The following is an 18,157-nucleotide window of genomic DNA, read 5'->3' on the forward strand; positions in this document are numbered from 1 at the left end:
GAAAGGTACGCTCCGGTCCGTGCCGCAGCAAGACGTCCCCGAAATGGCTGGTGATTCTCGTGTTCGGTGAATCCTCACGGGGTTTGGCCCGGCTCACCGACCGGCCCGACTTCGCCCTGGTGGGCATTCTGCGCATCCCGACCGAACAGGCCAGCCCCTGGCAGGCCCTGGTGCGGCGACTCGGTATGGCGGTACTGCTGCTGGCGGTCGCCACCGGGGTGGTCTACCTCGGCCGCGAGGGCTATCACGACAACGCGCGCGAACACATGTCGCTGCTCGATGCCGCCTACTATGCGACGGTTTCGCTCTCCACCACCGGTTATGGCGACATCACGCCGGTCACCCCCAGCGCCCGGCTCATCAATATCCTCGTGGTGACCCCGCTGCGGATCCTCTTCCTCATCGTGTTGGTCGGCACCACCCTCGCCGTGCTCACCGAACGATCCCGGCAGGCTTTCAAGATTCAGCGATGGAGGCACAGCGTGCGCAATCACACCGTGGTCGTCGGCTACGGCACCAAGGGCCGCACCGCGGTCGACGCCATGCTCGGTGACGGCGTCCAGCCCGCCGATATCGTGGTGGTCGATACCGATCCGGTGGTGCTGGAGGCCGCCGCCAACGCGGGTCTGGTGACCGTGCACGGCTCGGCGACCCGCTCGGATGTGCTGCGCCTGGCCGGTGTCGCGCACGCCTCCGCCATCGTGGTCGCGGCCAATCGCGATGACACCGCGGTGCTGGTCACCCTCACCGCCCGCGAGATCAATCCCAAGGCGCGCATCTCCGCCGCCGTCCGTGAGGCCGAGAACACCCATCTGCTGCGGCAATCCGGCGCGGATTCGGTGGTCGTCTCCTCCGAGACCGCCGGTCGCCTGCTCGGTATCGCCACCACCACCCCCAGCGTCGTCGACATGATCGAGGATCTGCTCACCCCCGAGGCCGGATTCGCCATCGCCGAACGCGACGTCGAGCCCGAAGAGGTCGGCGGCTCACCCCGCCACCTGCGCGATATCATCCTGGGCGTGGTCCGCGGCGGCACCCTCATCCGCGTCGGCGAGCCGGAGACCGACGCCCTCGAAAAGGCCGACAAACTCCTCTACCTCCGCCGCGTACAACCCTGACCCGTACAAATCCCCAAAGTTCGTGGCCCGTCTCGCTTCTGGACTGAGTGGAGCGGGGGAGCGCAGCGGAGGAGCGGAGGGAGGGAAGAAGTGAGACTTCAGGGGCCACGAACCCGCCGGAGCGAAGCGGAGGCAAGATAGCACTGTGTCTTTTCAGCTGAATGCGGTTCCGGTCCTGTCTCGCACCACCCTCGATCGGGCGGAGCATCTGCGCGCCGACGAGCAGGCCCTCAAAGAGGGCTGGGCGCAGGCCAAGCTGCTACGGATGAACAAGCGCGGGCAGGTGCGTGTCGACGCCGGCACGGTGATTCTCGAATCCACCACCACGCTCGCCGCCGAACCGGCCCCGAACGCGGTCTTCCTCGGGGTGCAGGACGAAATCCACCTGTGGGCGGTGCGCGATAACGAGATCGACGGCACCCTGGCCGACCTGCGCGCCTACGGCAGCACCCTGGAGCTCGACGATTTCGGCACCGGTCTGCTCTCCACCGCCATCGCCCTGCTGAACTGGCATGACAAGGCCGGATTCAGCTCCGCCGACGGCACCCAGACCACCGTTACCGCGGGTGGCTGGTCCCGCACCAGCGAATCCGGTCATGAGGAATTCCCGCGGATCGATCCGGCTGTCATCTGCCTCATCCACGATGGCGGCGACCGGGTCCTGCTGGCCCGCCAGCACACCTGGCCCGAGGGCCTGTTCTCCCTGCTGGCCGGATTCGTCGAGGCCGGGGAATCCCTCGAGCGCTGCGTCGAACGCGAGCTTTTCGAGGAGGTCGGCGTCCATGTCACCGATATCCGCTACCTGGGCAGTCAGCCCTGGCCGTTCCCGCGCTCGCTCATGCTGGGTTTCGCGGCCGTCGCCGATCCGGAGCAGCAGGTGACCTTCCACGACGGTGAGATCGCCGAGGCGCACTGGTTCACCCGCGCCGAGGTGCGCGAAGCCCTCGCGGCGGGTGCGTGGGGTGCGAAAACCGATGCGCGCCTGCTGCTTCCGGGCTCCATTTCGATCGCTCGCACGATTGTCGAATCCTGGGCCGCCGAAGGCTGATTCGCGGGGCTCGGCAATCACGACAAGCCGCACATCCATCGGATGTGCGGCTTTCTGTTCTACCGGGCTGTTCAGCCGATGCTGGCGAGGGCCTTCTTGACCTGCACCAGGCTGGGGTTGGTGGCCGTGGACCCATCGCTGTACTTGATGGTCGGCACCACATGGTTGCCATTGTTGACGCTGCCCACGAATTCGGCGGCATCCGGATTCTCTTCGATATCGATCACCGTGTAGGTGATACCGGCCTCGTCGAGCTGGGTCCGGAGACGGCGGCAGTAGCCGCACCAGGTCGTCGAGTACATGGTCAGGTCGGTTGCAGTCACGGAGTGTGCAACGTGAGCGGTTCCGATCGTGTTCCCCGCGAGTTCACCATCGGGGGTTGACGGAAATTTAGTATGCGCACATACTAAATCCATGAACATGATCGCATCAGCAACCGCCACCTCCGCCGCCGCTCCCGCCGCCTTCTTCGCCAAATGGGCCGATATGGCCACCTGGCCCGAGTGGAACCAGGACACCGAATGGGTCAGGCTCGACGGCCCCTTCGTGCAGGGCGCGACCGGAACCCTCAAGCCCAAGGGCGGCCCCAAGGTCGGTTTCGTGGTCGAGAAGCTCACCGATACCGAATTCGTGGATGTCTCCAACCTGCTCGGCGCGCGAATGACCTTCGCCCACACCGTCAGCCGGGCCGAGCGCACCACCGTCTCGGTCCAGGTCTCCATCGACGGCCCGCTGGGCTGGTTCTGGACCCGGATCCTCGGCGGCGACATCGCCAAATCCGCCCAGGCCGACCTGGACGCGCTGGTCGCCGCCGCCGAGGCAGTGCGGGTATGACCGGGTACCGGATCGCTGGGATTTCCCGCGCTATGGTCGGGCAGTGACCGCAGATGGCGACACCGAGGACTCATCTAGCGAAACCGGCGCACTGCGCACCGGTTTCGGTGATGCCGACGAAAGCCCGGGCCTATTGCTCTGGCAGGTGACCAACCGCTGGCAGGCGGCACAACGCGCCGCCCTCGCGCCCTTCGACCTGACCCATGTGCAGTTCGTCCTGCTGGCCTCACTCACCTGGCTCACCGGGAAATCCGGTGACGAGCCGGTCATGCAGCGCGATCTGGCCGCGCACGCCGCCACCGACCCGATGATGACCTCCCAGGTGCTGCGCGCACTGGAGCAGAAGGGTCTGGTCGAACGCCGCGATCACCCGTCCGATCGCCGCGCCAAATCTCTTGTTCCCACGAAAACCGGTGTGGCACTGGTGAACCGGGCAATAGTCGCGGTCGAATCCTGCGACCGTGAATTCTTCGGCCCGCTCGGCGACCACACCCCGGCGTTCAGTACGGCCCTGCGTCGCCTTCGCGACCGTGACTGAGCGCCCCACGCCACCTGCCCTCCGCGTGGGGCACCTCATTCACCACGACGGCACGCTAGCCGGCAGGCCGCCGATCACTCGGAGGCCGACGTGATCGACGCCGCGATCGCGGGCCACGCGGTCCACGGTTCGCCCCCGGCGAGTCTTGACGGTTTCGCGGTGTGTCGAGAGCGTGGCGCACTTGTCGGCCGCATTGATCCGGGCCGGGTGCGTGAGCGGCGGGCGGGTTGTCGGACGGCACTGACATGATGGTGCGCGTGACTGCCGCCGCGACCCAGAAGCTCCGGCTCGACGAACTCGATGCCGAGCAGGCGGCGGCCGTGCGCGCACCGCGCGGGCCGGTCTGTGTACTAGCCGGTGCGGGGACGGGCAAGACCCGGACCATTACCCATCGGATCGGACATCTGGTGTCGGCAGGGCATGTGCGGGCCGATCAGGTGCTGGCGGTGACCTTCACCGCCCGCGCGGCGGGGGAGCTGCGGAGTCGACTGCGGGCGCTGGGGCTGGGCGGCGAGGCCGGACAGGTGCAGGCGCGCACCTTCCACGCCGCCGCGCTGCGGCAGCTGAAGTATTTCTGGCCGCAGGTGGTCGGGGATGTGCCGTGGCAGCTGCTCGATCGGAAGTTCCCCATCGTGGCGCAGGCCGCCGGACGGGCCGGACTGGCCACCGATACCGATACGCTGCGCGATCTGACCAGCGAAATCGAATGGGCCAAGAGCTCACTCATCGCGCCGGAGGATTACGCCACCGCCGTCGCACGGCTCCAGCGGGACGCACCGTTCGAGGCGTCGAAGGTCGCGGCCGTGTACTCCGGATACGAATCGCTCAAGACCACCGCCGACGGGCTGTGGCTGGACTTCGACGATCTACTCCTGCACACCGCCGCCGCGCTCGAGGACTTCACCTCGGTCGCGGAGGAGTTCCGCGGCCGCTACCGCAGTTTCGTGGTCGACGAGTATCAGGACGTCACCCCGTTGCAACAGCGTGTACTCGATGCCTGGCTGGGCGAGCGCGACGATCTCACCGTGGTCGGCGACGCCAACCAGACCATCTACTCCTTCACCGGCGCGAGTCCGGCCTTCCTGCTGGACTTTTCGCGGCGCTTCCCCGACGCCACGGTGATCCGCCTCGAACGGGACTACCGCTCCACCCCGCAGGTGGTCTCGCTCGCCAATCGGGTGATCGGCGCGGCGCGCGGCCGGATCGCGGGCACCCGCCTTCAGCTGATCGGTCAGCGCCCGGACGGGCCGGAACCCTCGTTCGCCGAATACGACGATGAGCCCGCCGAGGCCGCGGCCGTCGCCAATGCCGTCTCGAAATTGCTCGGCAAGGGCGTGCCCGCGGCCGAGATCGCGATCCTGTACCGCATCAACGCCCAGTCCGAGGCGTACGAGCAGGCGCTCACCGAGGCGGGTATCGCGTATCAGGTGCGCGGCGGCGAAGGTTTCTTCAATCGCACCGATGTGCGCCAGGCCGTACAGGCGCTGCGCCAGGCCGCCGCCCGCGATGATCTGCCCGATGCGCGCGGCCCGGAACTGGTGAATATGGTGCGCGCCGTCCTGGCCCGCATCGGCCTCACCGTCGAAGAGCCCGTCGGTGTCCAGGCGCGCGAACGCTGGTCCGCGCTCATGGCCCTGGTCAATCTCACCGAGGAGCTCGGCACCCACGAACCCGAACTCGACTTCGGCGGTCTGCTGCGCGAGCTCGCCGCCCGCGCCGAGGCCAGGCACCCACCGACCGTGCAGGGCGTCACGCTCGCCTCACTGCACGCCGCCAAGGGGCTGGAATGGGATGCGGTATTCCTGGTCGGCCTGGCCGACGGCACCCTGCCCATTCAGCATGTGCTCGGCCACGACGGTGCGGTCAGCGATGAGGCGGCCCTGGAGGAGGAGCGCCGACTGCTCTATGTCGGCGTGACCCGCGCCCGCGAGCATCTCCAATTGTCCTGGGCGCTGGCACGTTCCGAGGGTGGCCGCAAGGTACGGCGCCGCTCGCGTTTCCTCATCGGCCTGGTACCGGACGACTCCCCGGCCTCGCGTATCGCGCCGAGTACGACCGATCGGCGCGGTCCCAAGCGCGTGCACCCGACCTGCCGGGTCTGCGGCCGCCCGCTGCTCAATACCCAGGCGACCATGCTGGGCCGCTGCACCCGCTGTCCCGCGGATGTCGATCCCGGGCTGCTGGCCGCGCTCCAGGAGTGGCGCAAGGACAAGGCGGAGTCGCTGAAGCTGCCGCACTTCGTGGTGTTCAGCGATACGACGCTGACCGCCATCGCCGAACAGCGCCCCGCCGATGACCGCGCGCTCGTGGCTATCCCGGGGATCGGTGCGAAGAAGCTACAGACCTACGGGGCCGATGTGCTGGCCATCGTGCGTTCGCGCCGGAACGACTGATTCGCAGGGGAATGCCGGATTCGCCCGGAACGGGTTGTCACGCTGCCCTTCTCGATGATCATCCGCAAGACCACAAAACTGCTGGTCAAAAATAGGTTGTGCGCATCGGTATATCTACTTAGGGTGGTTTCATGCACACGGGAGGAATCCCGGCGCGCATGGGTACTTATCGGCTACGAGAGCAGGAGGGAGGCAGACCAGTGAACGACTTCATGAACACCAATTCATCTGTCCGGACGATGTCCGGTGATTTGGCGACCGTTGCGGGCGGCGCTGCCATGTCCGTCTCCCGGGGGATCCTCGCTACGCAGGGGATTCGTCTGTCCAGCATTGTCGGCGATCTTGGTCTTCAGGGTTTTGCAACCAAAACCCAAGCGGCAGAGCAGATCGTCATGAAGCAGGACAAGCCCGAGGGCAGCTGGCACCCGGCAGTCACATATGTGGCTACCGACGCCTTCGCAGCGGAAGCCGGAGTCAATCCGGTGCATCTGCTGCCGGCAGCCCGCCGCCCCCGCAACATCCACCTCGCGACCGTGATCATGAGCCGACATAGGAGTCGACTCAGGTAAGGGATTACTCCCAGACCAACTGGCCACGGATCGCCTCGAAGCGAAACCGTGGCCATAGTTTTATCGGCCTCCGCCTTCCGGCACCGGTTTCGCTTCACACACCGAAACGACCGCTGCACGAGAAGGAGAACGACGTGTCCACCACGGTTACCCGTGACCGCGTGACATGCCGCAACACAGTGGCCTCGACTCCCCGCATCCGCCGGGGCGCCACTATGTCCGTACCTTGCCGAGACGGCAACCCCGATCTCTGGTTCGCCGAGAGCCCCGCTCAGTTGGAAGAGGCCAAGACGCTCTGCGCCGCGTGCCCGATCCGGCAGGGCTGCCTGTCCGCCGCCATCGATCGCGCCGAGCCCTGGGGCGTCTGGGGCGGCGAGATCTTCGATCAGGGTGTTGTCATTGCCCGTAAGCGCCCGCGTGGGCGTCCGCGCAAGGTCGCGGTGGCATGATCGGCCTGAGCGCCGGGGGTGAAAAAGAACGCATACGACCCGCTTACTTCTCGGTAAGCGGGTCGCTTTGCGTTTGGGATACGGTGCGTCAGAAGGGTTTTCGGGCTCAGCTGGCGGTGCGGTACTCCTTGTAGCCCGGCACCCAATCCTGCATGAGCTTCATGAACGGCAGTTCGGCATCGAGCTGGGCGCAGATGCCGATGGAGCCGCCCAGCACGCGGAAGATCATGACGTGCTCGGCCGGGAGTTGCAGGGCGCGAGCGGTTTTCAACATCTCCTGATTGGAGATATCGGTGGCCTTACCGGCCACGCGCTGCATCCACTTACGGGTGAAGTGGAAGGTCTCGGTCTTGATGGGATCGGTGAACGGGCGCAGGTAGTCCTGAATCTCCTGATGCGTCACCGTCTTTCCGGGAATCACCCAGCCATTGGTGTTCATCAGCTCGGTGAGTTCGTCGAAGCGCTCCTCGACCGCGAGCGCCACCATCTGACCCAGCACCGGCGGGAAACCATTGGGCAGCGGTGCGCAGGCGCCGTAGTCGATGACAGCGAGTCGACCGTCCGGCATGACCATGAAATTGCCCGGATGCGGATCGGCGTGCAGCAGGCCGGCGATAGCCGGTGCGGAGAAATGGAATTCGCCCATCATGGCGGCGACCCGATTGCGCAGCTCCACCGTGCCCGCCGGATCCTCCATACCCTGGCTGATCACCTTGGAGACCGGGGTGGCATTGTCCAGCCATTCGGTGACGATCACCTTGGGCGCGCTGGCGACGACCTTCGGCACCAGGAAACGGGCGTGACCGTCGAAAGCCTTGGCGAATTGGCGCTGATGCCCGCCCTCGATGCGGTAGTCCAACTCCTCCTCGGTGCGCTCGCTGATCTCGGCGAGAATCGGCTTCACATCCGCGCCCGGAATGAGCGCGCCCATCATGCCCGCCATGCGATTGAGGGTTTTGAGATCGGCGCGCAGCGCCTCGTCCGCCCCCGGGTACTGCACCTTCACCGCGACGGTGCGACCGTCCGACCATACGGCCTTGTGCACCTGGCCGATACTCGCGGAGGCGGTGGGCTCATCGTCGAACTCGCGGAAGCGTTGCCGCCAACCGGTCCCCAACTGCTGATCCAGTTGGCGGTGCACCGCGGCGGTCGGCATGGGCGGGGCCGCGGCCTGCAATTTGGTGAGCGCTTCGCGGTAGTGCTCGCCGAACTCCTCGGGCACGGCCGCCTCGAAGACGGACAGCGCCTGCCCGAATTTCATGGCTCCACCCTTGAGCTCGCCCAGGACCGCGAACAATTGCTCGGCGGCCTTCTGGTTGAGTTCCGCGTTGATCTCGGTCTTATCGCCCCCGGCCAGTTTGCGGCCGAAACCCACGGCCGCCCGCCCCGCGATACCGAGTGGAATCTTGGCCAACTTGGCATTGCGGGAAGAGCGCTTGCTCACAATCTCTGACACGCTCCCATCATGCCGATGTCCCAGACGGTTCGCCATGGGAATCGGATGTAATCGCGGGTCCGAGCGTTTAGTGGGATCCGTCACAGCAACTCCGATTCGCGATTGCCGGTGCGGCGGGATCGATGTTCTCCGAGCGGATTTCGCTCGCGGTGGGCGCCGCGGGGTCCGCCCCGGCGGCTGCGGTGGAGTCGAGGCAACCGCAGAGCGGATGCACCGGCCAGGGGCGCACATCCAGATGCGGTAGGTCGAGATTCAACTCCAGGGTGGCGCTCAAGGATGCCGGTGCGTACTCGGCCTCGCCGTGCGCGATGGTGTCGATCTCGTGCAGTGCGAGTGCGGCCGCGGCGGCGATACCGGCCGGGGTGGCGTGCCCGACCCGCCCCAGTAGTTGGGCGCTCAACTGCGGCCATTCGGGTTCCAGATCGCAGCGCAGTAGATCGGCGCAGCGCAGACAGCTGGACTCACCCGGCAGGACCAGCGGGCCGACCACCCCGCGCCCGTCCCTGATCCGCACCTGCAGATGCGGAATTCGGCGTCGCATGAGCTCGGCCACCAGCGCCGGATCCGGAACCAGGGCATCGGTCAGCACCACCAGATCCGGTCGCTCCGGTCGTGTGCCCGGTGCATGCCTCGGATAGGAGTGGCTGCCCCGCAACCCGATTCGTCGCAAACCCTCGAGCAGGGCATCCGACAGCGGCCCCCGCCCATGTATCCGAACGTGCCGTAGCCGCGAGGGCGTCTCCGCGTCGATCAATAACCCCGCATCATCGAGAACCTCGAGTACACCGCGAATGGTCTCGGTACTGAACCCCAATTCCCGCGCCGCACAGAGAATCTCGCCCTCGGGCCGACCCCCGTCCAGCAGCCGCAACAGCGCGGGCACCGCCTCGACCGGTCCGGGCGGCCGCAGCACGATCGCCTCCCCGGGTGCCCAACCCAATTGCACCGCCCCATTCCGGCGCACCAGCACCGTGATCCGCGGATGCAGCATCGGTCCGTAAGTACGAGCGAGCGTCGTCATGGGGAGATTCTGCGCCGACCGGAAAATGTGAAAACCCTCGGAAACGCCTGACTACCAGCGCTTTCGAGGGTTATCCACAAGTCGTGAAATAGGGGTTGTGGAAATCAGGCGGGGGTGTCGCCTTCGCCGTCGCCGGGCTTGTCCTTCTTCTCGGTGTCCACCGGCTTGTCCCCGGCGGCCTTGTCCTTCTCGGCCTGTTCCCGCTTCTCGACCTCGGCGAGCTGGGCCAGTGGATCGTCGAAAGCGGTTGTGCCGCCGCCGAGTACCGAATCGATGAAACCGGCCGGTGTGTCCAGATCCGAGGAGTCCGGGAGCAGGTCCGGATGCGCCCAGACGCCGTCCCGCTGCTCGATGCCCGCATCGGTGGTGAGCCGACGCCACAGGGTGGCCGCCTCACGCACCTTGCGCGGGCGCAGCTCCAGGCCGACCAGGGTGGCGAAGGTCTGCTCCGCCGGTCCACCGGTGGCGCGGCGGCGACGCAGGGTCTCGGCGAGCGCGCCCGCACCGGGCAGCCGATCACCGACCGCATCGGACACCACGGTCTCCACCCAGCCCTCGATGAGCGCCAGCAGGGTCTCCAGGCGATCCAGCGCGGCCTGCTGCTCCGGCGTGGTCTGCGGTTCGAAGGTGCCCTGCGAGAGCAGCTCCTCCAACTTGGACGGATCCGAGGCCAGGGTCATCGGATCGAGTCCGGCCGCGGCCTGTTCGATGGCGGAGAAGTCCATCTTGATCCCGCGCGCGTAATCCTCGACCGCGCCCAGCACCTGCTGGCGCAGCCACGGCACATGTCCGAACAACCGCTGATGCGCGGCCTCGCGCGCGGCCAGATAGACCAGGATCTCGCTCTCGGGCTGCTCCAGTCCGGCACTGAATTCGGAGATGGCCGCCGGCATGAGCGCGCCGGTACCGGCCGGGCCGAGCGGCAGGCCGATATCGGTGGAGGTCAGCACCTCCTTGGCGAGCTGGCCGAGCGCCGAGCCGAGCTGCGAACCGAAGGCGAGTCCGCCCATCTGCCCGAGCATGCCCATCATGGGCGCGGCGAACTCCTTGGCCTCGGCGGGCAGGGTCGCGGTCCACATGCCCGAAACCTGCTGCGCCACCGGATCACACAGGCGCTTCCAGGTCGGCAGCGTCTCCTCGATCCAGTCGTTGGCGGTCCAGGCCACGGTCTTGGTCGCGCCCGCGGGCAGCGTGGTGACCGGATCCAGCCAGAGTTCGGCCAGATGCGAGGCATCGGCCACCGCGCGCTGGGCGCCCTCGGTGACCGGGGTGACGCTGGCGCCGAGCTGCTGGCGGGCCAGTCGCTTGGCGAGGTCGTAATTGACCGGACCGGAATCCCCGCCGGGCTGGCTCATGCTGGTGAACATCTGCCCCAGCTGACTGAGCATCTGACCGAGTTGCGAGGGATCGAATCCGCCGCCGCCCGGACCACCGAGTCCGAACGGGTTGTTCGCACCGGAACCGCTGGACTCGTCGCCGGGCTTGCGCTCCGGGTCGTCGTCGCGATTCGAGAATCCGAACGGGAAATCACTCATGACATCTACGGTACTGGAGCCTTCCAAGCGGCGAACCGCCGAGCGGAACGCGGCAATCGGAGGCATCACCAGTACCCTTGGCCGCGTGAACCGTCGGATATTCACCCTGCTCGCCGCCCTGATCCCCATTCTGGTGCTGGGAATCATCGGCAGTGTCGTCACCGTCCCGTTCGTGGCGCTCGGACCTGGGCCGACATTCAATACGCTGGGGGAAGTGAATGGAAAAGAGGTCGTCGAGGTGCGCGGAGCACCCGTCGATCCGACCGCCGGCAATCTGAATATGACCACGGTCTCCGTTCGCGATCAGCTGAATATCTTCGAGGCATTCGGCCTCTGGGCGGATGGTCAGCACGGTCTTGTTCCGCGTGCCGAGGTGTATCCGCCCGGAGTGTCGCGTGACGAGATAGACAAATCCAATCAACAGGACTTCAAGGATTCCGAAGACAATGCGGAATTGGCGGCCCTGCATTATCTGAAGATGCCGACCGTGGTGCGGTTGCGCGCGGTCACCGAGGACGGCCCCGCCAAGGATGTACTGCGCAAGGGCGATGAATTGGTGAGCGTCGACGGTAAGCCGATCGCCACCTCCAAGGATGTGGTGGCGGCGGTATCGGCCGCCAAGCCCGGCAGTGCGATTCCGGTGGTGTTCCGCCGCGACGGGCAGGAGCAGACCGCCGAGATCACCCTGGGCGCGCGGCCGGACGACTCCAACAAGGGCTACCTCGGCATCACGCCCGGTGAATTCGCCAGCGGCCCACTCCAGGTCGACTTCAACCTGGCCGAGATCGGCGGACCCTCGGCCGGTCTCATGTTCACCCTGGCATTGATCGACAAGCTCACCCCGGGTGAGCTCAGCGGCAACAAGTTCATCGCGGGCACCGGAACCATCGACCCGGACGGCAAGGTCGGCCCGATCGGCGGCATTCAGTACAAGATGATCGCCGCGCACGAGGCGGGTGCGAAGACCTTCCTGGTCCCCGCCGCCAACTGCGGTGAGGCCGCCCAGCGCACGCCCGACGGCCTGAAACTGGTCAAGGTCGAGAACCTCGCGGGGGCAGTGCAATCCCTCGATGATCTCAACGCGGGTAAGGAAACCCCCAGCTGTAGCTGACCCGACAAGGTGGATCCCGGCCGAACGCATTCCGGGATGACGGGGCGGACGCGCCTGTTCCCCCTACTTCACGACCGTGCCCGCCGCCATCAGGCAGCGGGCACGGATTGCTTTCAGCCGCAGGCCGTTCAGTCCTCGGGGTCGTTCTCGAGCGTCTGCCGCACGGCCTCGACCAGGTTGGGGGCCAGGTTGGGGGCGGTGCGCAGGTCGAGGTCGCCGAAGGGGTCTTCCTCGTGTTCGGCGGGGCGGACCTGGAGCAGCGACAGTGAGGTGCCGTCGCGGAGCACGCCGACGAACAGGCGGGCATCGCGGCGTTCGGGATGTGAGACGGCGGCCTGCCGGGCGGCCGAATCGGCGGCATCGGGATCGGCGAGCAGCGGCTCGATCGCATCGTCGAGGGTCTGTTCGGCATCGGGCGGCAGGACGACGATCTGCTGCACCAGGACACAGCCCTCGACGGCCAGCGGCCAACTGGTGGTGGCCAGGAATTCGTCGAGTGCGCGCGGATGGTCGCCGTTGATGTCCTCCGGAAACGGCTCCTGCGCAATCGGAGTCAGCGCGTCCTTCTCATCGACCTGATCCAGCAGCGAAGGCTCCGCGGCCACCAGGTCCACGGTCGGTACCAGCGCGAACATCTGCGGCGGGCGGTCCCAGCCCTCGCCGTCGGCATACTCGGCGACTTCGCGGATGCACCGGTACAGGGCGGATGCGGCCCACTGCTCAGGGTTCACCCCGCAATCCTCGCATCGAGATCTCGGAGTCTCGAGTCCGGGTGTTGGGCCGGATCCCGGGCGATTTACGTAGAGTGGGGCGCGAACGGTCCCCTGGGACCAACTCGCATCATCGGACTGCGGTGCACCGCCCGGTTTTTCCGGCGGGCCTGCCGGACCCTGGGAGAGTGGCATCGTGGGCGTGCGCCCCCCGACTGGCTTACCTTCGCTGTCACGTCGCAGTCGAGTGCTGTTGGTAACAGCACTGGTACTGGCGGCACTCTTGTTGGTCGGGCCGCGGCTCACCGACGCCTATACGAACTGGCTGTGGTTCGGGGAAGTCGGTTTCCGGGGTGTCTACCACCGGGTGCTGCTGACTCGGTTCCTGCTCTTCCTCGTGGTCGCGGTGATCGTCGGCGCGATCATCTGGCTGTCCCTGCTATTGGCGTACCGCTCGCGGCCGGTCTTCGTACCGGTCTCGGGTCCGGGCGATCCGATCGCGCGCTACCGCACCACCGTCATGAGCCGACTGCGCCTGTTCGGCATCGGGATTCCGCTGCTGATCGGCCTGCTGTCCGGTCTGGTGGCGCAGTCCAGCTGGGCGACGGTGCAGTTGTTCCTGCACGGCGGTTCGTTCGGGGTGCAGGATCCGCAGTTCCATCTGGATATCGGTTTCTACACCTTCGACCTGCCGTTCTATCGGATGGTGCTGAACTGGTTGTTCGTCGCCGTGGTGATCGCGTTCTTCGCGAATCTGGTGACGCACTACGTCTTCGGCGGTCTGCGCCTGGCGGGCCGCGAGGGCACGCTGAGCACCGCGGCGCGCGTGCAGCTGGCCGTACTGGCCGGACTCTTCGTACTGCTGAAGGCGATCGCGTACTGGTTCGACCGGTACGCGCTGCTGTCGAGTACGCGTAAGGAGCCGACCTTCACCGGTGGTTCGTACACCGATATCAACGCGGTGCTGCCCGCCAAGCTGATCCTGCTCTCCATCGCGGTGATCTGCGCGGTGGCGTTCTTCGCCGGAGTCGTCCTGCGTGACTTGCGGATTCCGGCCATGGCGGCGGCGCTGCTGGTGCTCTCCTCGGTACTGGTCGGTGCGGTGTGGCCGCTGCTGGTGGAGCAGTTCTCGGTGCGCCCGAACGCGGCCACCAAGGAGAGCGCGTATATCCAGCGCAATATCGCCGCCACCCGAGACGCCTACGGCATCACCCCGGACAAGGTGGAGTACGTCGACTACAAGGGCGGCGCCCAGAAGGGACCCGGGCAGAGCACCGCCGATCAGCAGACCATCGGCAATGTGCGCCTGCTGGATCCGAACCTGTTGGCGCCGACCTTCATTCAGCGCAATCAGCTGCAGAACATCTACGGCTTCCCGGACACGCTGGCCATCGATCGCTACACCATCAACAACCAGATCGGTGACTACGTCGTGGCGGCGCGCGAGCTGCAGCCGCAGAATCTGGCCGATAACCAGAAGGATTGGATCAACCGGCACACCGTGTACACGCACGGTGACGGCTTCGTCGCCTCGCCCGCCAACAAGGTCAATGCCGCTCCGCCCGCCGATCCCAAGCAGGCGCAGCAGACCGCGGGCAGTGACAGCAGCGGTGGCGGTTACGGCTATCCGGTCTTCACCGTGCCCGGTCCGAACGGGACCGAGCTCAAGACGGTCAGTGATCTCGGTACGCCCAAGGATCAGCAGGCCATTCAGGTCGATCAGCCGCGTATCTACTTCGGTCAGTTGATCTCCAAGACCGATGCCGACTACGCCATCGTGGGCGGGAACAATCAGCCGCCGCGCGAATACGACACCAATTCAACGCAATTCACCTACAACGGTTCGGGTGGCGTGCCGATCGGCAACTGGTTCAACCGGTTCGCCTTCGCCGCCAAGTACGCCGAGCGGAACATTCTGTTCTCGGGTGCCATCGGATCCGATTCGAAGATCATCTTCAATCGCAATCCACGCGACCGGGTGCAGGAGGTCGCACCGTGGCTGACCGCCGACACCGACGCCTACCCGGCGGTGGTGGACGGGCGCATCCTGTGGATCGTCGACGCCTACACCACCCTCGACAACTACCCGTACGCGCAGAAGACCTCGCTCGACGGCGCGGTCGAGGACAGCATCGACCAGACCACCGGCCGGGTGGTGCCGCGCAAGGAGGTCTCCTACATCCGCAATTCGGTGAAGGCCACCGTCGACGCGTATGACGGCACCGTCTCGCTGTACACGGTGGACTCCACCGATCCGGTGCTCAAGGCCTGGAGCAGTGTCTTCCCCGGCACGGTGAAGCCCGAGAGCGCCATCAGCAAGGATCTGCGGGACCACTTCCGTTATCCCGAGGACCTTTTCAAGGTGCAGCGCGAGATGCTGGCGAAGTACCACGTGGATGATCCGCGCGAGTTCTTCACCAACAACGCCTTCTGGTCCGTGCCGAACGATCCCACCCAGGAGGGTGCGGCCAGCGGTGCCCATCAACCGCCGTACTACGTGCTGATCGGCGATCCGAAGACCGGTAAGGCCGAGTTCAATCTGACCAGCGTGATGGTCGGCTACAAGCGGAACTATCTGTCGGCGTACATCCAGGCGCATTCGGACCCGGAGAACTACGGCAAGCTCACGGTGCTGCGATTGCCGGATTCGGCGGCGCAGGGCCCGGGGCAGACACACAGTCAGATGACGGGCAACAGTGCGGTCGCATCGGACCGAACCCTGTTGACGGGCAGCAGCGCCAACAAACTGAAATACGGCAACCTGCTCACCCTGCCGGTGGGCGATGGCGGCATCCTCTATGTGGAGCCCTGGTATCTGGAACGCAGTGTCGCCGGTGCCAATAACGCGCCGACCTTCCCCCAATTGGTGAAGGTGCTGGTCTCGTATCACGACAAGATCGGCTACGGCGCGACCGTCAAGGAAGCGCTCAACCAGGTGGCCCCCGAACTGGCCTCCGCCGCACTGGATCTGCCGAACCAGCCCGGCGCACCGCCCAACCAGAGCAATCCGCCGGTGAACCAGGGCACGCAACCACCCGCCAACCAGACGGTGCCGCCACCGACGGGTTCGACGGGTAAGGACGCTGCGGTCAAACAGCTGGATGACGCCCTGAAGGCAGTTCAGGACGCCCAGAAGTCGGGTGATCTGGGTCAGCTGGGCAAGGCCCTGGAGCAGCTGCAAACCGCTGTGACCAACTACGAGAAGGCCGGCGGCTAACCTCCGCTGAGCCGAAACAAGGGGCGCTGCCGTCGATCTCGACGACAGCGCCCCTTGTTCGTCGTAGGCTCGGACCGGATCGACCGAGCGGAAGGCGAGACATGTCCGACGGGAATATGTTCAGTGTGTTCGGCCGGATGACCGCGCGGCCCGGTCGGCGTGATGAGCTGATCGCCTTGCTGGTACAGGGTTTTCGCGCGGGTGGCGAGGGCGGCGGCCTGGTCGGCTACAGCGTCAACACGGCCTTCGACGACCCGGACACCATTTGGCTGACGCAGTTGTGGGTCGACAAGAAGGCACATGACGAGACCACCCGTTCGGAGCCGGTTGCCGCTGTGTCCCAACAGATTCCGCCACTGCTGGCCGGACAGCCCGAAGGCTGCTACGGCAATGCCGTTCATGTTCACGGCCGAACCCTCGGTGACGAGCAGTAGCGCGGACTCCTCGCCGAAGTGATCGCAGGGCACTCGCCGGTCGAGTCGCACGGCATGGAGGTCTTCGCGGTCGACCTCGTTCAGCGTGGAGGAAATCATCGCGATCGAGAGTCCTCTGGAAGATATCGGCGATATCGGGAGGCGGAATGGATTGCGAGTAACCCTGGAAGCAGGCTGATTCCAGCGCGGTGAGCATCCGCGACGGGCTGCCGAGGCGCAGCCGGGAACTGGAGGACCTGATGATTCTCGTAACCGGAGCCACCGGCACGGTCGGACGAGCTGTGATCGATGGACTGCTCGCGCTGGATATGCCGGTGCGCGCCCTGGCTCGCCGTCCGGAGACCGCGCGACTGCCCGAGTCTGTCGAGGTGGTTCGCGCCGATCTCGGTGAGCCGGACAGTCTCGCCCCCGCACTGCGCGGCGTCGATCGTGTCTTCCTGCTCTCGACGGGTCCGGAACTTTCTAAGCATGATGCGAATATCGTTGCGGCAGCGGAGGATTCCGGCGTGCATCACATTGTGAAGCTCTCCTCCGGCCGCGCCGGAGACGATGCCGCCACCGATCCGATCCCCATGTGGCACCGCGCCGGTGAGGCCGCCATCCGCGAGGGCGGAGTGCCCTGGACCATGGTGCGCCCCTTGGGTTTCATGTCCAATGCCCTGCACTGGATTCCGAGTATCCGCGCCGCCGATACCGTCCGCGCCCCGTTCGGTCAGGGCCGCATAGCCGTGGTCGACCCGGCGGATATCGCGGCGGTGGCGGTGAAATCACTTGTGGAACAGGGGCATTCGGGAAACGTCTACGCGTTGAGCGGCCCGCAGCCACTCTCGCCGGGGGAGCAGACCGAAATCCTGGCCGAGGTGCTCGGCCGTCCGCTGCGCTACGTCGAGACCTCGGCGGCCGAATCCCGCTCCGCCATGCTGGATTTCGGCGTCGGTCCGGAGATGGCCGATGCCATCATGTCGCTACGCGCGACAGCGCTGGAATCCTTCACCTCGGTGGTGCACCCCACCGTTGCGCAGGTGACCGGTCGCCCGCCGCGCAGCTTCCGCGACTGGGCACTCGGCCATCGCGCGGAGTTCCTGAACTGACCGGATTCCCCTGGGAGACGACAAGAGGCGCTGCTGTCGACATTGACAGCAGCGCCTCTCGCTACTTCCGGTATGGGAAGGAGTGCGTGATTTCAGCGGCCCCAGGATTCGATGAGGGCGGCGTTCTGATCCAGCACCTGGTGGTACTGATCCTGGACGCCGAACTGCTGGGCGAGGCCGCCGGCGACATCTTTGGCCTGATCGATGATGGCCTGCTTGTCGGTGGGGAGCGGGGCGGGGGCGGCGGGTGCGACAGGCTCCGGTTCGACGACCGGCTCCGGCTCGGAGGCTCCGGCGCGCAGGTACTGGCCGCAGACGGGCCAGGCGCCGACGCCCTGAGTGGCGAGCACGTTCTCGGCGACGCGGATCTGCTCGGCCTTGGAGGCGTTGCTCGCGGTGCCGGTACCGCCGTGGGCGGCCCAGGTGCTCTGCGAGAACTGCAGACCGCCGTAGTAGCCGTTGCCGGTGTTGATTCCCCAGTTGCCGCCGCTCTCACACTGGGCGACGCCGTCCCAGTCGTGTGCGGGTGCTGCCGAGGCTGTCGCGGTGAAGCCGAACGGGACGGCAACAAGTGCGCCCGTGACGGCCATGAGGCCGAGGGTGCGGGAGTTGATCTTCCGGTTCTGTTTCATG

17 protein-coding genes are annotated in these 18,157 nt (G+C 66.3%); 11 read left to right on the plus strand and 6 right to left on the minus strand.

Going from position 1 to position 18,157, the window contains the following annotated elements; all coding sequences use genetic code 11:
* The first annotated feature begins 59 nt into the window (after window positions 1-59).
* Both OHB26_RS18560 and nudC read left to right on the plus strand, forming a co-directional pair.
* Window positions 60-1,118 (plus strand): potassium channel family protein, encoded by a 1,059-nt coding sequence (locus tag OHB26_RS18560; protein WP_442942972.1) that lies wholly within the window; start codon window positions 60-62, stop codon window positions 1,116-1,118.
* A gap of 145 nt (window positions 1,119-1,263) precedes the next feature.
* A complete protein-coding gene (nudC, locus tag OHB26_RS18565) occupies window positions 1,264-2,166 on the plus strand; it encodes an NAD(+) diphosphatase (RefSeq protein ID WP_330185398.1) in 903 nt (300 codons plus the stop codon).
* A gap of 71 nt (window positions 2,167-2,237) precedes the next feature.
* On the opposite strand, the gene OHB26_RS18570 is transcribed toward nudC, so the two are convergent.
* Window positions 2,238-2,489, minus strand: a complete 252-nt coding sequence (locus tag OHB26_RS18570) for a mycoredoxin (protein ID WP_067572455.1) — start codon at window positions 2,487-2,489, stop codon at window positions 2,238-2,240.
* A 97-nt stretch (window positions 2,490-2,586) separates the two neighbouring features.
* On the opposite strand from OHB26_RS18570, the gene OHB26_RS18575 reads away from it, so the two are divergent.
* The 5 genes from OHB26_RS18575 (at window position 2,587) to OHB26_RS18595 (ending at window position 6,949) form a co-directional block, all read left to right on the plus strand.
* A complete protein-coding gene (locus OHB26_RS18575; RefSeq protein ID WP_330185399.1) occupies window positions 2,587-3,000 on the plus strand; it encodes an SRPBCC family protein in 414 nt (137 codons plus the stop codon).
* Window positions 3,001-3,043: 43 nt separating this feature from the next.
* Window positions 3,044-3,538, plus strand: a complete 495-nt coding sequence (locus tag OHB26_RS18580; protein WP_330185400.1) for a MarR family winged helix-turn-helix transcriptional regulator — start codon at window positions 3,044-3,046, stop codon at window positions 3,536-3,538.
* 245 nt (window positions 3,539-3,783) lie between these two features.
* On the plus strand, window positions 3,784-5,931 hold the full coding sequence (locus OHB26_RS18585) for an ATP-dependent DNA helicase UvrD2 (RefSeq protein ID WP_442942973.1): 2,148 nt from the start codon (window positions 3,784-3,786) through the stop codon (window positions 5,929-5,931).
* A 200-nt stretch (window positions 5,932-6,131) separates the two neighbouring features.
* Complete coding sequence (locus tag OHB26_RS18590; RefSeq protein WP_330185401.1) at window positions 6,132-6,500, plus strand: hypothetical protein; 369 nt, start codon at window positions 6,132-6,134, stop codon at window positions 6,498-6,500.
* 215 nt (window positions 6,501-6,715) lie between these two features.
* On the plus strand, window positions 6,716-6,949 hold the full coding sequence (locus tag OHB26_RS18595) for a WhiB family transcriptional regulator (RefSeq protein WP_084515246.1): 234 nt from the start codon (window positions 6,716-6,718) through the stop codon (window positions 6,947-6,949).
* A gap of 106 nt (window positions 6,950-7,055) precedes the next feature.
* Here the strand turns inward: OHB26_RS18595 and OHB26_RS18600 are convergent, their stop codons facing one another.
* The 3 genes from OHB26_RS18600 to OHB26_RS18610 form a co-directional block, all read right to left on the minus strand.
* Window positions 7,056-8,441 carry an ABC1 kinase family protein gene (locus tag OHB26_RS18600; RefSeq protein ID WP_330185402.1) on the minus strand — a complete coding sequence of 462 codons (1,386 nt, stop codon included), beginning with the start codon at window positions 8,439-8,441 and terminating at the stop codon, window positions 7,056-7,058.
* Between the two features lie 31 nt (window positions 8,442-8,472).
* Window positions 8,473-9,426 (minus strand): TOMM precursor leader peptide-binding protein, encoded by a 954-nt coding sequence (locus OHB26_RS18605; protein ID WP_330185403.1) that lies wholly within the window; start codon window positions 9,424-9,426, stop codon window positions 8,473-8,475.
* Between the two features lie 104 nt (window positions 9,427-9,530).
* On the minus strand, window positions 9,531-10,961 hold the full coding sequence (locus tag OHB26_RS18610; RefSeq protein ID WP_330185404.1) for a zinc-dependent metalloprotease: 1,431 nt from the start codon (window positions 10,959-10,961) through the stop codon (window positions 9,531-9,533).
* Window positions 10,962-11,046: 85 nt separating this feature from the next.
* Here OHB26_RS18610 and OHB26_RS18615 point away from each other — a divergent pair, with 85 nt between their 5' ends.
* Entirely contained in the window at window positions 11,047-12,072 is a 1,026-nt protein-coding gene (locus OHB26_RS18615) for a YlbL family protein (RefSeq protein ID WP_330185405.1), read from the plus strand.
* 128 nt (window positions 12,073-12,200) lie between these two features.
* On the opposite strand, the gene OHB26_RS18620 is transcribed toward OHB26_RS18615, so the two are convergent.
* Window positions 12,201-12,803: a PPA1309 family protein gene (locus tag OHB26_RS18620; protein ID WP_330185406.1), complete on the minus strand. Its 603-nt coding sequence runs from the start codon at window positions 12,801-12,803 to the stop codon at window positions 12,201-12,203.
* 175 nt (window positions 12,804-12,978) lie between these two features.
* On the opposite strand from OHB26_RS18620, the gene OHB26_RS18625 reads away from it, so the two are divergent.
* From OHB26_RS18625 to OHB26_RS18635, 3 genes are all read left to right on the plus strand, one after another.
* Entirely contained in the window at window positions 12,979-15,999 is a 3,021-nt protein-coding gene (locus tag OHB26_RS18625) for a UPF0182 family protein (RefSeq protein WP_330185407.1), read from the plus strand.
* A gap of 101 nt (window positions 16,000-16,100) precedes the next feature.
* A complete protein-coding gene (locus tag OHB26_RS18630; RefSeq protein ID WP_330185408.1) occupies window positions 16,101-16,433 on the plus strand; it encodes a putative quinol monooxygenase in 333 nt (110 codons plus the stop codon).
* 239 nt (window positions 16,434-16,672) lie between these two features.
* On the plus strand, window positions 16,673-17,524 hold the full coding sequence (locus OHB26_RS18635) for an SDR family oxidoreductase (protein ID WP_330185409.1): 852 nt from the start codon (window positions 16,673-16,675) through the stop codon (window positions 17,522-17,524).
* 92 nt (window positions 17,525-17,616) lie between these two features.
* Here the strand turns inward: OHB26_RS18635 and OHB26_RS18640 are convergent, their stop codons facing one another.
* Window positions 17,617-18,156: a transglycosylase family protein gene (locus OHB26_RS18640; RefSeq protein WP_330185410.1), complete on the minus strand. Its 540-nt coding sequence runs from the start codon at window positions 18,154-18,156 to the stop codon at window positions 17,617-17,619.
* Window position 18,157: the final 1 nt, after the last annotated feature.

It is taken from the genome of Nocardia sp. NBC_01503 (assembly GCF_036327755.1).
In the GTDB taxonomy this organism is placed as follows: domain Bacteria; phylum Actinomycetota; class Actinomycetes; order Mycobacteriales; family Mycobacteriaceae; genus Nocardia.